The organism is Amycolatopsis sp. WAC 01375, from assembly GCF_003947325.1.
GTDB lineage: Bacteria > Actinomycetota > Actinomycetes > Mycobacteriales > Pseudonocardiaceae > Amycolatopsis.
This window is the reverse complement of record NZ_QHHW01000054.1, coordinates 1-13,054: the sequence shown is the minus strand read 5'-3', so window position 1 is coordinate 13,054 and position 13,054 is coordinate 1. Positions and strand designations below refer to the sequence as shown.

At 69.5% G+C, this 13,054-nt stretch carries 14 protein-coding genes and 1 pseudogene; 7 read left to right on the top strand and 8 right to left on the bottom strand.

Features of this window, described 5'->3' with window-relative positions; all coding sequences use genetic code 11:
- Positions 1 to 2: 2 nt before the first annotated feature.
- A complete protein-coding gene (locus DL991_RS34980; protein WP_125788640.1) occupies positions 3 to 377 on the bottom strand; it encodes a zf-TFIIB domain-containing protein in 375 nt (124 codons plus the stop codon).
- A 33-nt stretch (positions 378 to 410) separates the two neighbouring features.
- Positions 411 to 779, bottom strand: a complete 369-nt coding sequence (locus DL991_RS34975) for a VOC family protein (RefSeq protein ID WP_125788639.1) — start codon at positions 777 to 779, stop codon at positions 411 to 413.
- Positions 780 to 839: 60 nt separating this feature from the next.
- Between DL991_RS34975 and DL991_RS34970 the strand changes: the two genes are divergently transcribed.
- On the top strand, positions 840 to 1,340 hold the full coding sequence (locus DL991_RS34970; RefSeq protein ID WP_125788638.1) for a CGNR zinc finger domain-containing protein: 501 nt from the start codon (positions 840 to 842) through the stop codon (positions 1,338 to 1,340).
- A gap of 357 nt (positions 1,341 to 1,697) precedes the next feature.
- Here the strand turns inward: DL991_RS34970 and DL991_RS34965 are convergent, their stop codons facing one another.
- Positions 1,698 to 2,996: a DUF445 domain-containing protein gene (locus tag DL991_RS34965; RefSeq protein WP_125788637.1), complete on the bottom strand. Its 1,299-nt coding sequence runs from the start codon at positions 2,994 to 2,996 to the stop codon at positions 1,698 to 1,700.
- 29 nt (positions 2,997 to 3,025) lie between these two features.
- Between DL991_RS34965 and DL991_RS34960 the strand changes: the two genes are divergently transcribed.
- Positions 3,026 to 4,189: a pyridoxal phosphate-dependent aminotransferase gene (locus DL991_RS34960; protein ID WP_125788636.1), complete on the top strand. Its 1,164-nt coding sequence runs from the start codon at positions 3,026 to 3,028 to the stop codon at positions 4,187 to 4,189.
- 12 nt (positions 4,190 to 4,201) lie between these two features.
- Here DL991_RS34960 and DL991_RS34955 read toward each other — a convergent pair whose 3' ends face one another.
- Positions 4,202 to 4,675, bottom strand: a complete 474-nt coding sequence (locus DL991_RS34955; RefSeq protein WP_125788635.1) for an RNA polymerase sigma factor — start codon at positions 4,673 to 4,675, stop codon at positions 4,202 to 4,204.
- A 376-nt stretch (positions 4,676 to 5,051) separates the two neighbouring features.
- Between DL991_RS34955 and DL991_RS34950 the strand changes: the two genes are divergently transcribed.
- The gene (locus tag DL991_RS34950; RefSeq protein ID WP_233599178.1) at positions 5,052 to 6,140 is read left to right on the top strand and encodes a hypothetical protein; all 1,089 of its coding nucleotides are present in this window, start codon (positions 5,052 to 5,054) and stop codon (positions 6,138 to 6,140) included.
- 513 nt (positions 6,141 to 6,653) lie between these two features.
- Here DL991_RS34950 and DL991_RS34945 read toward each other — a convergent pair.
- Positions 6,654 to 8,108: a PLP-dependent aminotransferase family protein gene (locus DL991_RS34945; protein WP_125788634.1), complete on the bottom strand. Its 1,455-nt coding sequence runs from the start codon at positions 8,106 to 8,108 to the stop codon at positions 6,654 to 6,656.
- A gap of 61 nt (positions 8,109 to 8,169) precedes the next feature.
- On the opposite strand from DL991_RS34945, the gene DL991_RS34940 reads away from it, so the two are divergent.
- A complete protein-coding gene (locus DL991_RS34940; RefSeq protein WP_125788633.1) occupies positions 8,170 to 8,802 on the top strand; it encodes a YitT family protein in 633 nt (210 codons plus the stop codon).
- Positions 8,803 to 8,916: 114 nt separating this feature from the next.
- Here DL991_RS34940 and DL991_RS34935 read toward each other — a convergent pair whose 3' ends face one another.
- Both DL991_RS34935 and DL991_RS34930 read right to left on the bottom strand, forming a co-directional pair.
- Entirely contained in the window at positions 8,917 to 9,441 is a 525-nt protein-coding gene (locus DL991_RS34935; RefSeq protein ID WP_125788632.1) for a Clp protease N-terminal domain-containing protein, read from the bottom strand.
- Positions 9,441 to 9,650, bottom strand: coding sequence for a sigma factor-like helix-turn-helix DNA-binding protein (locus DL991_RS34930; RefSeq protein ID WP_004559389.1), 210 nt, complete (start codon positions 9,648 to 9,650; stop codon positions 9,441 to 9,443). Before DL991_RS34930 ends, DL991_RS34935 begins: the two co-directional genes overlap by 1 nt.
- 62 nt (positions 9,651 to 9,712) lie before the next feature.
- Here DL991_RS34930 and DL991_RS34925 point away from each other — a divergent pair, with 62 nt between their 5' ends.
- Both DL991_RS34925 and DL991_RS34920 read left to right on the top strand, forming a co-directional pair.
- Entirely contained in the window at positions 9,713 to 10,486 is a 774-nt protein-coding gene (locus DL991_RS34925; protein ID WP_125788631.1) for a protein phosphatase 2C domain-containing protein, read from the top strand.
- A 53-nt stretch (positions 10,487 to 10,539) separates the two neighbouring features.
- Positions 10,540 to 11,091, top strand: a pseudogene (locus DL991_RS34920) (DUF998 domain-containing protein); the annotation flags it as partial.
- Between the two features lie 78 nt (positions 11,092 to 11,169).
- Here the strand turns inward: DL991_RS34920 and DL991_RS34915 are convergent.
- Positions 11,170 to 12,174, bottom strand: a complete 1,005-nt coding sequence (locus DL991_RS34915) for a D-cysteine desulfhydrase family protein (RefSeq protein WP_125788630.1) — start codon at positions 12,172 to 12,174, stop codon at positions 11,170 to 11,172.
- 75 nt (positions 12,175 to 12,249) lie between these two features.
- Here DL991_RS34915 and DL991_RS34910 point away from each other — a divergent pair.
- Positions 12,250 to 13,054 (top strand): amidase family protein (locus DL991_RS34910; RefSeq protein WP_255433410.1); only part of this gene is annotated, 805 nt, incomplete at its 3' end.

Below are 13,054 nucleotides of genomic sequence, written 5' to 3'. Positions count from 1 at the left end.
GGTCAGTCGAAGAGACCCTCGAGGAAGCCGCCCTTACGACGCTTGTGGCCGTAGCCGTGCGGCGAATCCGCGTAGCCCCCGCGGTGTCCCTTGGGCGAGTCCGCGTACCCGCCGCGGTACCCCTTCGGCGAGTCGGCGTACCCGCCCCGGTGCGGGCGCGGGGAGTCCGGACGGCCGTAGTGCGGCGCGGGCGCGTGGCCACCTCCCTGATACGGCGGAGGGGGCTGGTGCCCGCCGTAGTACGAGTTCTCGGCACCGGCGATGGCCTCCAGCTCGCCCCTGTCCAGGAAGATGCCGCGGCATCCCTGGCACTGGTCGATGTGGACACCGTTCTTGTCGACGGTCTTCATGGCGTTCTGGCACTTCGGACAAATCACGTATCAGAGATTACGCATTTTTCGCGTCCGAGGTCAGCAGGCGCACAGACAAAACGGGTGTCCGGCCGGATCCGCGTACACCCGGAAGGTCTCCGGGGCGTCGTCGAGCAGCTTCGCGCCGATCTTCAGCGCGCGCTCGTGCGCGGCTTCCATGTCCGTGACGTCGAGGTCGAGGTGCGCCTGCTGCGGGTTCTCCGCGGACGGCCACTCCGGCGGCCGGTAGTCCGGCACGCGCTGGAACGAGAGCCGCGCGCCGCCTTCCGGATTCCGGAGAGTCACCCAATGGCCGTCTTCGGCGACTTCGGCGGGCTTCCAGCCGAGCAGCTCGCGGTAGAACTCCGCCAGCGCGACCGGATCAGGGCAGTCGAGGGCCACCGCGCCGAAGGTCGGTACCGCACCCATGGTTCAGCCTCCTGAATGATCGAGTAACCAGCGAACTGAGTATGCGGGTTATCGGAGCCGATGACAACAGGTGCCGCCCGTACACTGGGCGAGGTGAACACCGACGCGTCCCTGGTGGTCGAGTTTCTGAACACGGTGAACGTCGAACGCGGCACCGACCTCCTGGACGATCTGGAGTCCTGGCAACGCTGGGCCAGGGATCACCGGCTGCGAGCGGATACCCCCGCGGCCGCGCGCGAAACCCGGGACGCGCTGCGCGCCGCCATCGGCGACCCGAGACTGCCCCGGCTCAGCCTGCGCGCACCGGCGGAGATCATCCTCGGCCAGGAAGGCCCGCTCCTGGCCGCGGAAACGGTCACCGAGGCCGCGCTGGCGGCGTCGACCCGGCTGACCGTGCTCGGCGACTGGATCCGGCTCAAGATCTGCCCGGCGGACGACTGCCTGTGGGCGTTCTACGACGAATCGCGCAACCGGTCCAGGACGTGGTGCTCGATGCGGGCCTGCGGGAACCGGGAGAAGGCGCGGGCCTGGCGGGCACGGACCGCGGACGTCTCGACCTGAGGCCCCTGACCCGCAAGTAGTCACCTACTTGCGGGCGTGAGCCGCGCGTAACTCGCGTGCTTGAGGCCGTAACTCGCGTGATCGGAGGCGTAACTCGCGTGATCCGACGAGTTACGCCTCTGATCACGCGAGTTACGGCTCCAAGCACGCGAGTTACGGGCTGCCGACCGGAGCTCGCGTGTCGCCGCGCATCCCGCGACCACAACTTCTGGTGTCACCCACCCCCGAGTTACCCCCAGGGGTTGTGCACACCGTTAGGCCAAAAACGTGAAAAGCTGTGGATAACCCTGGGGATGACTCCACTTCCTGTGGACAACTCGCGGTAAGGGTTCCGGAGTGTGGTATACGCGCCGCCGCTCAGAAGAGCAGCTGCGCGACCGCGTAGATGACGAGTCCGGCGAGCGCGCCGACCACCGTGCCGTTGATCCGGATGAACTGAAGATCCCGGCCGACCTGGAGCTCGATCTTGCGCGAGGTCTCCTCGGCGTCCCAGCGCTCCACGGTGTCGGTGATGATCGTGGTGATCTCCTGGGAGTAGTGGGTGACCAGGTAGGCCGCCGCACCCTCCACCCAGGTGTCCACTTTGGACCGGATGTGGTCGTCGGAGACGAGCCGCCCGCCGAGGGCCTCGAGACCGGTGCGCACCCGGCGCCGCAGCTCGCTCGACGGATCTTCGGCGGCGTTGAGCAGCATCTCCTTCGCCGTCGCCCACGCCGAGCCGATCAGCTTCTGCACCTCGTCATGCCCCAGCATCTGGGATTTGACCTGTTCGGCGCGCGCCATCACCTCGGGGTTGGTCTGCAGGTCGAGGGCGAATTCGCCGAGGAACTTGTCCAGCGCCAGCCGCATGGGGTGGTTGACGTCGGTCTTCACCGCCCAGACGAAGGACAGCACCTCGCCGTAGACCTTGTCCGCGAGCATCTCGTCGACGAACTTCGGCGACCAGCTCGGTGCCCGGTCCGAGACCACGCGCAGCATCGTCGAGTGGTTGTCCCGCACCCACTCGTAGCCGCGGTCGCACATCAGGTCCACCAGCTTGTGGTGCGCCCCGTCGGCGAACACGCCGGCCAGGATCTTGCCGAGCGGCGGGCCCCACGGCTTGTCCACGATCCGCTTGACCACGGCCTGTTCCATGATCGCCTGGACGTCTTCGTCGCGGAGCACCTTGACCGCGGCCCGAACGACGGTGGCCAGTTCGGACGTCACCCGCTCCGCGTTGGCGGGCTGCGAAAGCCAGCCGCCGAGCCGCTTCGAGACCTCGACCCGGCTCAGCTTCTCGCGGATCACGGACTCGGACAGGAAGTTCGAACCGACGAAGTCACCGAGGCTGCTGCCCAGCGCGTCCTTCTTGTTCGGGATGATCGCGGTGTGCGGGATCTTGATCCGCAGCGGATGCCGGAACAGCGCCGTCACCGCGAACCAGTCGGCGAGCGCGCCGACCATCCCGGCTTCGGCGGCCGCGCGGACGTAGCCGACCCAGCCCGGCCAGCCCGCGGCCTCGGCCCAGCTGGTCAGCAGGAAGATCACCGTCGCGCCGAGCAGGAACGACAGCGCGACCATCTTCATCTTGCGCAGGCCGCGCGCCTTTTCCTCCTCAGCGGCGGTTCCACCGGGCGGATCGGCTGGGGTCACCTTGGCGGGCGTCAGTTGCTCCACACCGCCATTGTCCGTGAGGATGGCTGATCGTGCGCGAACCTGTCCTCGTACCCCGCCTCCAGCCCTTCACCTCGACCATCTTCGCGGAGATGACGGCACTGGCCGTCCGCCATGAAGCCGTCAACCTCGGCCAGGGTTTTCCCGACACCGACGGGCCGGCCGGAATGCTCGAAGCCGCCAAGAACGCGCTGTTCGGCGGCGCGAACCAGTATCCGCCGGGTCCGGGCCGTCCCGAGCTGCGCGCGGCGATCGCGCGGCACCGGCTGCGGTACGGCACCGCGTACGACCCCGACACGGAGATCCTGGTCACCGCCGGCGCCACCGAGGCCATCGCGGCGTCGTTGATCGCGCTGACCCAGGCGGGTGACGAGGTCATCGTCATCGAGCCGTACTACGACTCGTACGCGGCCGCGGTCGCCATGGCGGGCGCGGAGCGGCGTGTCGTCGGCCTGGTGGAACGCGACGGGCGGTTCGCGCTGGACGTCGAGGGCCTGCGCGCCGCGGTCACCGACCGGACCAGGGCGATCCTGATCAACTCACCGCACAATCCGACCGGCACGGTGTTCACGCGCGCCGAACTGGAAGCCGTCGCCGCGCTCTGCGTGACACACGACCTGATCGCGATCACCGACGAGGTGTACGAGCACCTGGTCTTCGACGACGCCGAGCACCTGCCGCTGGCGACCCTGCCCGGCATGCGCGAACGGACCGTCTCGATCTCCAGCGCGGGCAAGACGTTCAACTGCACCGGCTGGAAGATCGGCTGGGTCTGCGCGAGCCCCGAACTGGTCGCGGCCGTGAAAGCGGCGAAGCAGTTCATCACCTTCGTCTCGGGCGGCCCGCTCCAGCCGGCCGTGGCCCACGCGCTGGACCACGAACTGCCGTGGGCCGAAGAGCTGCGCACGAGCCTCCAGGACAAACGGGACCGGCTCGCGGCGGGCCTCGCGGACGCGGGGTTCGCGGTCCGGCCGACCGCCGGGACGTATTTCGTCTGCGTCGACGTCCGCCCGCTCGGTTTCGAAGACGCCGCCGAACTGGCCTGGGAGCTCCCCGAACGGGTGGGCGTGGCGGCCGTGCCCGTAAAGGTGTTCACCGATCACCCGGAAGAGTGGAAACACCTGCTGCGTTTCGCGTTCTGCAAACGCAACGAGGTCATCGACGAAGCGGTCACCCGTTTGCGCAAACTCCGGTGACTCGTCCGATGTTCACGCCCAGCCGCCTTTTGCGAGCATCCGTCTGAGCCGGTCGAGACACCGTCTTCGCACCCTGCCCACACTGGCCGGACTGATGCCCAGTTCCCCGGCGATCTGGGCGTAGGACAGCTCCGGCCGGTGTGCGAGCAGGCGGATCAGCCGTCGATGCGAGTCCGGCAGACGATCGACCGCCATCCAGAGCGCGCGGTCGCGTTCCGCCCGGATGACCTCGGACTCCGGGGTCGTCTCCGCATCGGGGAGCGGACGCGGTATTTCGCGCCTGTTCCTGGTGATCATCCGGAGCGCACGGCGTCGCGCGGTGGTCGTCAGCCAAGCTCTGAGCTTCGCTTCGTCACGTAGCGCGCCAGGTGCGCGAAGCAGTTCCAGCCAGGCGTCCTGACAAACGTCCCTGGCATCGGCTTCGCTCAAGCGGTAGGCCTTCAGCGCCTTGAGCACCACGGCCGACACCGCGTTCACGTCCCACATCCCGGACTCTCCCCTCCCGGCGGCTTGCGCCCGCCGCGCCGATCACCGAACGCGACTTCGACGGCACGCACCGCAGCAGGGATCCGGCTCGAGGGTTGAAAACATCAGGTCACCGAGGATTTGAGTAGTTCCACCCCTCCCCGGATGGCCGCCTGTCACATACCGAGAGTGATCGACTTCGGTACTCCAGGCACCGGAGCCGGTTGCGTCGTTCCGCCTAACGGGCTGGATCGGCGGCGGCTGAAGTGAAACACTCCCCTCCGGTGCTAAAACTGGTGCAGCCCCGGGGAACTGTGACCTGACCGGAAGAGACCCCAAAGCAAGATCGAACTCACGCGGAAAACGTGGGCTTCAGGCGCGGACGGTGGTGATTGCTGTGACTGGTCCGGCAGTCGTGCGCCGTCGCGGCCTCAGTGCACCGAAAACCGGCGCGCGAATCCTTTTCGCGGGCGGGCTCGCGCTCTCCGGCTGGATCCTCGGCGCCGTCCTGAGCGCCCCCGCTTCGGCCGACGAGAAGTCTCCCGTGACGCCGGAGACCTCCGTGGTCCAGCCTTCGGACGAAGCCGGATCCGGGAAAACGACTACTCCCGAGGAGCCCACTGAGTCCACTTCGGACTCCACCGAGACCGAGATTCCGAAATCCGCTGAGACCACCGAAACCCCGGCAACCGAGCCTGCTCCCGTCGTGAACGAGGAGCCTGAGGCCGCTGTCGAGGAAGAGGCCGTTTCGAGCGCGAGTTCCGTCGAGAAGACCTCTTCTCCGGAGCCTGTGGCGAAGACCGCGAAGTCGTCCAACGGTTTGCTGGGCGGCCTCATCGGCGGCGTGCTGAACGTCGTCACCAACACGGTCGGCGGCGTCGTCGAAACCGTCGGCGGGGTCGTCGGCGGAATCGGCGACCAGGTCGTCGCGCCGATCCTCACGCCGAATCCGTGCTGCGGCGGGGGTGACCCGGTGATCCTGCCGGGCACCGGCGACATGCTCGATCCCGTTTTCGGCGGCGGCTCCGGTGGGTCGGCGAGCGGCTCGGTCAGCATCGCCGTCCCGGCCAAGACCGCCACGGCGAACACGCCCGCGCCGAACACCCCGGCGCCGAGTCCGTCCGCTCCCGCCGAGGCGCCCGTTCCGGCGACGGCGGCCCAGAACCACCGCGTCACCCTGCCGGTCCGGGTCAAGTCCGACGTCCAGCCCGCTCCGGGCGCGCCCGCCGAGTCCGACACGCACGCGTCCCCCGATGGCGGCGGCTCGGGCGGCGGTGGCGGCATGCCGAACACGCCGGTGGCCCCGATCGCGCCCACGACGACCGCCCAGCCCGGGCACGACAACACCGGTGGCGGCCGCGGGCCGCTCGCCGTGCTCGACGCCGGTATCCCCGCCACGCAGCTGAAACTCCTCGGAACCGGCTGCGACCACGAAGGCGAGCGCACCGGCAGGGAAGCCGCGCTTCCCGCCACCTCCCCCGACTGACCTGACCGGGTCGCCGGGGAGAAGTACGTCCAAACCAAGATCAACTTCGGTTTTCGACGTCCGTTGACTCCTCTGGCACAAGCCGCTTTCGCCTGCCCCTCTTTCAGGCAACCCCTTTGTCTTTCCGAACGGCCGACCGCGCCCGGCCGGTTCGGATCCCGGCCCCGGCGCCGCGCTGCCCCTGCGGCGCCGGGACCAGCACCGGGTGGACTTCGGGGGCTTCTGCTCACCGCGCCGAGCAGGAGCCGGCCAAGCTCGAAGTCCGCCTGAACCGCGGGCGGTTCCCGGCACGTCGAGGGGCTGTGCCGGGTAACCGCCGCGGTGCCCGTCCCGGGGTTTCGACCTCGGGGCGGGCCGGATAGCCGGTGCGCTGGTCGTGCGGCGCCGATGCCCTCCCTGGAGCATCGGCCGCCCCGCCGGCGCACCGGCTATTTCCGTTTCCGCCCCTTTCCCGCAATTCGTCACCTACTTGCGGCTTTCACCCTTCGCAAGTAGGTGACGAATTGCGGGGAGTCAGGTGACCTGGACGGCCACCGGGGCGACCGTCGCGGGTGTCGCGGCCACCGAAGCGGCGGCCGCGCCCAGCCGCCGTACGGCCTCGAAAAGCCTCTCGGCCGGAAGCGCGTACGGCAGCCGCAGCCAGCGCTCCAGTCCACCGTGGACACCGAACCGCGAGCCCGGCGCCACCTGCACCCCGTGCCCCGCCGCCGCGACGGCCAGCCGCGTGCTCATCGGCTCCGGCAGACGGCACCACAGCGAAAGCCCGCCGGGCGGCACGGTGAACGTCCAGTCCGGGCAGTACCAGTTCAGCGCGCCGGTCAACGCGTCACGCAGGGCCAGCGTCTCCTGGCGGCGGTGCGCCAGCGCGGACCCGCCGTCGTCGAGCAGTTCGGCGAGGACGAGCTGCTCGAAGACCGGCGACCCCAGGTCGACGGCGAACCGCGCCGCGATCAGCCTGCCGATGACGTCCTCGGAAGCGCGGATCCAGCCGAGCCGCAGCCCCGCCCAATGCGACTTGGACGCGGAGCCGATCGTGATGCCGAGATCGCCCGCGAACGCGCCCAGCGGCGGCGGCCCGTCGACCGGATCGCCTTCGAGGTCCAGCTCGACCAGCGTCTCGTCGATGATCGCCGGGGTCCGCGCACGGCTCAGCGCGGCCGCGAGCCGCTCCCGGCCGACGGCGTCCAGGCGCAGACCGGTCGGGTTCTGGAAGTCCGCGACGAAGTACGCGAGCCTCGGCGCGGATTGCCGCAGCGCGGCCTCGATCCCGACGATGTCCCAGCCGGTGACCGGATCCAGCGGCACCGGGACCGGGATGGCGTGCGCGGCGCCGATGGCCTCCAGCGAGTTCGGGTACGTCGGCTGCTCGACCAGCACCCGGTCGCCGGGACCGGCCAGCATGCGCAGGACCTGCACGAACGCGTGATGCGCGCCGTTGGTGACCATCACCTGATCGGCGTTCGTCGGCAGCCCGCGTTCGGTGTAGCGCCGAGCGATCCGCTCACGCAGGATCCGCAGGCCGCGTACGTGATAGCCGTTCTCGCCGAGGTGATCCACGAGCGCCTTCCGCGCGGCGTCCACGGCGGGCACCAGGCCGGGGATGGCAGGCGGACAGGCTTGCGCGAGGTCGATGAGGTCCTCGCCGGTCGGCAGGATCGGGTCCCGGCCGCGGCCGCCGGGTGACGCGATCCAGGAACCGGCTCCACGACGGCTGGCGACCAGATCGTCGGCCCGCAGTTTGTCCAGCGCGGCACCGATCAGCGTGCGGCTGACCTCCAGCGCGTCGGCGAGCTCGCGTTCGGCCGGGAGCCTGGTGCCGAGCGGGAGCCTGCCGTCGAGGACCAGCAGCTCGACGGCGGCCGCGAGATCCGCCGCACCGTGTCGAGAACCACTCTGCCGCCAATTCCCCAGCAAAACGGCCAATTTCGCACCCGAAACGCGTCCAGTCAGCGGGATCAGCGGTTCCATAAGGCCAATTGTTCCAGATTGGCCATGGTCAAGGTAGCCACTTACCCCCGATCGTGCACTCGTGGCACTGAAACTCGATCTCCGACCCGTCGGCATCTCCCAAGACACCATCCGCCGCTCGATCCAGCTCGTCGCCGGACTCGTCCTCTACGGCGGCAGCATGGCCATGCTGACCAGGTCAGGACTCGGCCTCGACCCGTGGGACGTGCTCCACGAAGGCCTGATGAAGATCACCGGCCTGTCGTTCGGCACGGTCACCGCGATCGCGTCGGTCCTGGTGCTCCTGCTGTGGATCCCGCTCCGGCAGCGGCCGGGGATCGGCACCGTCGCCAACATCGTGGTCATCTCGCTCACCGTCGACTTCGTGCGGCTCTTCCTGCCCGACCAGGACGTGCTCGGCTGGCAGCTCCTCAACCTGGTCGCCGGTGTCGTGCTCAACGGTCTCGGCGCCGCGGTCTACGTCGGCGCGCGGCTCGGCCCCGGCCCCCGCGACGGTCTGATGACCGGGCTGTCGGCCCGGACGGGCAAGTCGATCCGCCTCGTCCGGACCCTCATCGAGATCACCGTCCTGGCCGCCGGCTGGCTGCTCGGCGGCACCGTGGGCGTCGGCACGGTTCTCTACGCGCTCGCCATCGGACCGCTGACGCAGGCGTTCCTGCCGTACGTCATCTGGCGGGAGCGCACCCACCCGTGATCGGAGGCGTAACTCGCGTGATCAGGGACGTGACTCGCGTGATCAGAGGCGTAACTCGCGTGCTTGGAGACGTAACTCGCGTGTGCGGCCTCGGATCACGCGAGTCCGGTGACACTAGCTGGCCTCCCGTTGGTCCAGCAGGCGCCGGACGGCGAGGTAGTCGATACCCCGCTGCGCGAGGACGTCGGCGGCCACGCCGGGGACGGCGGTCATCGCGAGCAGGAGATGCTCGCCTTCGATGCGCTTGCTGCCGACGTCGATGGCTTCGCGAAGGCTCTTCTCCAGCACCTTCTTCGCTTCCGGTGTGAACGGCCGATGGCCGCGCCCGGTACGACGGCCGCCGGTCAGCGCGCCGGGGCCGTGGGTCTGCTCGACCCGCTCGACGACGTGCTCGACGTCGATGCCGAAGCCGCTCAGTGCTTCGACGTCGGCGTCGCTCATCCCACCCCGGCGGCGTACTCGCCGGAGGTCGTCGGCGAGTTCGTCCGCCGGGCAGCCCAGTGCGGTGAGCACGCCGGTGTGCCGGGCGAGGGACGTCAGCAGGTGCAGTGGGTCGACGTTCCCGGACACCTCGTCCGACGCGACGCGCTGGGCTCCGACGACGACTTCGCGGGCTTCGGTGGTGAAGCGTTCGAACATCAGTGCCTCCCGTACTTCTTGTGCACCGCTTGCCTGCTGACCCCCAGCTCGGCCGCGATCTCCTGCCAGGACCAGCCGTGCACCCGCGCGCTGCGGACCTGCACGGCCTCGAGTTGTTCCAACAGCCGGCGCAAGGCGGCGACGGCGCGCAATCCCACTCGGGGATCGCGGTCACCGGCTCGCGCGGCCAGATCTGTCGCTTCGGTCATGACGTCAACCTACGTTGACATCACGCCCACGTCAACCTCGGTTGACAGTTAGGGTCGGGGACATGCCCCAGATCTCAGTGGCGGAAAGGGACGGAGTAGGCGCGGACGGAGCGACGCGCCCGACCGAAGACCATGTCGCCGTACTCGGTAACGCCGTGGTGGTGCTCGACGGGGCGACCGCGCCGCGGCCGGATCTGCCGTCCGGCGGCTGGTACGCGAGCCTGCTCGTTCACAGTCTGTCGCGGGCTTTGAGCACGGAACCCCAGGCGGATCTCGCGGTGCTCCTGGCCGAGTCGATAGCCGACGTCGCACGTCGTGAAGGCCTCGAACCGGGGCGATCGCCGTCGAGCACGGTCGCGATCGCACGTTGGACGGACGACACCGTCGACGGGCTGGTGCTCGCCGACAGCCCGATCGTCGCCTTCGGTCCTTCGGGTGCCGATGCGCTCACCGACGACAGGCTGGTCTCCCTGCGCGAAGGCGGCCAGCTCCGTACAGGCGCCGACGTCCGCGCGAAACGCAACGCGCCGGACGGCTTCTGGGTCGCCGAAGCGGAACCGAAGGCGGCCGCCGAAGCCGTACGCCGCAGCTGGCCGCGCTCGGAGGTCGACGCCCTGCTCCTGGCGACGGACGGTGTCGCGATCGGTGTCGACGAGTACGAGCTGTTCGACTGGCCGGAAGTGCTCGACATCAGCAGGCAGCGTGGTCCGGACGCCGTGCTCGACGCGGTGCGCACGGCGGAGAAACAGGACCCGGACGGCGAGCGCTGGCCCCGCGCGAAAAGGCACGATGACCAGCTACTGGTACTGGTCGACTTCGGGGTAGCCCCAGGGTAAAACCGGGGGCTTCCCGGATCGGAAATCCGCGACGGCACGACCACGCTGAACGCATGACGTTCCCTGGGGAGAGATCGAGGACCAAGCCCTGGCTGATCGCGTCTGGCGCGGCCATCGGCTGGGCACTGTTCACGATGGTCGTGCTCCACCTGATCAGCTCACGCGATCCGGTGTTCGACACGCTGTCCAGTTACGCCTACGTCGACCGTGGCACCGGCATGCTCGGTGCCAGCGTGCTCTCCCTGTCGATCGGCTCGCTCACCGCGCTCGGCGCGCTGGCCGCGGCCGGGATCCAGCTCAGCCGCACCACGAAACTGCTGTTCGTGCTGTGGTCGCTCGGGTTGGCGGCGGCCGCGATCTTCCCGGCGAGCTACCCCGAATTCCCGGATCCGGTCAGCGGCGAGATCCACCTGTACGCGTGCCTGATCGCGTTCCTCAGCCTGCCCGCCGCCGGATTCACCCTGCGCGACAACCTGCGCGGAACGCCCGCGGCCAAGCTGGTCGGCCGCCTGGCGTGGGGCAGCGCGGCAGGGCTGATCGTCTTCGGGCTCAGTTTCATCTTCGTGCGCCTGTCCGACATCCCGTTCTTCAAGACGCTGACCGACATCGCGCCGGTCGGTGTCATGCAGCGGGTTTCATTGGTGGCGCACGTGGTCCTGATCGCCGGGATGCTGAAGGTCGCGTCAGCGGCTCACCGCGTCGGCGAATTCGGGGGCGTAACCGTAGAGGCCGGGCAAACCGCCCGTGTGCAGGAAGACAACGTGCTCGTCGGCCGCGAAATGGCCTTCGGCGGCCCAGTCGATCAGCGCGGCGCCCACTTTGCCGGTGTACACGGGATCGAGCGCGATCCCTTCCGTACGGCCGAAAAGCCGCACCGCGTCCCAGGTCCCGTCGGTCGGGATGCCGTAGCCGGGGCCGATCGTGCGGTCGTCGATATGCAGGCCGTCGAGTGACGGCGGCTCGGTCCCCAGCAGTACCGACGCCGCGATGGTGAGATCGGCCAGGTTGTCGAGGGCCTCGTCGACCGGATGGCTGACGCAAGCGATGTCCAGTGTCAGCCAGTCGAGGTCCGCCGTTCCGACGATGAGCCCGGCGGAGGTCCCGCCGCTGGCGTGCGGGGCGACCAGCCGTGCCTTGGTGATGCCCAGCTCGGCGAGCTGCCCGGCGATCTCCCGCGCGGCAGCCACGTAGCCGAGCGCCCCGACGCCGTCGGAACCGCCGACCGGGAACGTGGCCACCTCGCGGCCCTCGGCCGCGGCCTCGGTGATCAGCCGCTCGTAGGTCCTTCCGGTCTCCTCGCCGTCGCGGCAGATGTGCACGTTCGCGCCGAAGAGGTGGTCGAGGGACACGTTGCCGGACCGCTCGTACGCGTCGCCGTCGCGAGGGACCTTCGCGGTGAGCACGAGTTCGCACCGCAATCCCAGCTTCGCGCAGGCCGCGGCGGTCTGGCGGCCATGGTTGGTCTGAAGCGCGCCGAAGGTGATCACCGTGTCGACGCCGCTCTCGATCGCCGCGCCGAGCAGGAACTCGAGTTTGCGCAGTTTGTTGCCGCCCACGCCGAGTGGATGCACGTCGTCCCGCTTGAGCAGCAGGTTCGGCAGACCGAGGGCCTCGCCCAGCCGGGGTGCCGGATGCAGCGGCGTCGGGTAGCCGCCGAGGTCGACGCGGGGGAAGCGATCGAGGTTCATGAAAGTCACGTAACCACATCGAAGCTACTCGGTGGTATCGTTCGTTTGAACGAACGAGACGTGCAGGGGGATCCCATGACCACCTCGAAGGCGGACCTCGTCGATGGGCCCTCGGCGGTAAAAAGTGCCTCGGACCTCGCGTTCACCGGCCTGGCCGAACAGGCCTCGATGCTCGTCGCCGGAGTCACGACGTCAGTCGAGCTCACGCGCTTGGCGCTCGAAAAGGCCGAAGCCAGTCAGCCGGTTCTCAACGCCTTCAAATGCCTTCGCGCCGAAGAAGCCCTTCGCGAGGCCGAGGAGGCCGACCGGAGACTCGCCGCCGGCGAAACCGCTCCCCTGCTCGGCGTCCCCACCGCGATCAAGGACGACCTCGACGTCACCGGGCTGCCCACGGCGTTCGGCTGCGAAGGCGACTTCTCCGTCGCGACGGCGGACTCCCCGCCCGTCGCCGCGCTCCGGCGGGCGGGCGCGGTGCTGATCGGGAAGACCAACACCCCGGAACTCGGCCAGTGGCCGTTCACCGAAGGCCCGGCGTTCGGCGCGACCCGCAACCCGTGGGACACCGAACGCACCCCGGGCGGTTCCTCGGGCGGCGCGGCGGCGGCCATCGCGTCGGGGGTGATCGCCGCCGCGCTGGGTTCCGATGGGGCCGGGTCGATCCGGATCCCGGCCGCGTGGACCGATCTGGTCGGGATCAAACCGCAGCGCGGCCGTGTCCCGACCGAACGCGAACTCTTCCACGGCCTGACCGTGGTCGGCCCGCTCGCGCGCACCGTCGCCGACGCGGCCCTGCTGCTCGACGTCGCGGCGGGCACCCGCCCCCCGTTCCAGTCCGCCGCCCCCCGCGAACCCGGCCGGGCGCGGATCTGGCCGTCCACAC

Excerpts from the sequence above, each read along its gene's own strand:
- DL991_RS34975 (WP_125788639.1), bottom strand. The coding sequence starts at position 779 with ATGGGTGCGGTACCGACCTTCGGCGCGGTGGCCCTCGACTGCCCTGAT.
- DL991_RS34935 (WP_125788632.1), bottom strand. The coding sequence starts at position 9,441 with ATGTTCGAACGCTTCACCACCGAAGCCCGCGAAGTCGTCGTCGGAGCC.
- DL991_RS34925 (WP_125788631.1), top strand. The coding sequence starts at position 9,713 with ATGCCCCAGATCTCAGTGGCGGAAAGGGACGGAGTAGGCGCGGACGGA.
- DL991_RS34930 (WP_004559389.1), bottom strand. The coding sequence starts at position 9,650 with ATGACCGAAGCGACAGATCTGGCCGCGCGAGCCGGTGACCGCGATCCC.
- DL991_RS34970 (WP_125788638.1), top strand. The coding sequence starts at position 840 with ATGACAACAGGTGCCGCCCGTACACTGGGCGAGGTGAACACCGACGCG.
- DL991_RS34955 (WP_125788635.1), bottom strand. The coding sequence starts at position 4,675 with ATGTGGGACGTGAACGCGGTGTCGGCCGTGGTGCTCAAGGCGCTGAAG.
- DL991_RS34945 (WP_125788634.1), bottom strand. The coding sequence starts at position 8,108 with ATGGAACCGCTGATCCCGCTGACTGGACGCGTTTCGGGTGCGAAATTG.
- DL991_RS34915 (WP_125788630.1), bottom strand. The coding sequence starts at position 12,174 with ATGAACCTCGATCGCTTCCCCCGCGTCGACCTCGGCGGCTACCCGACG.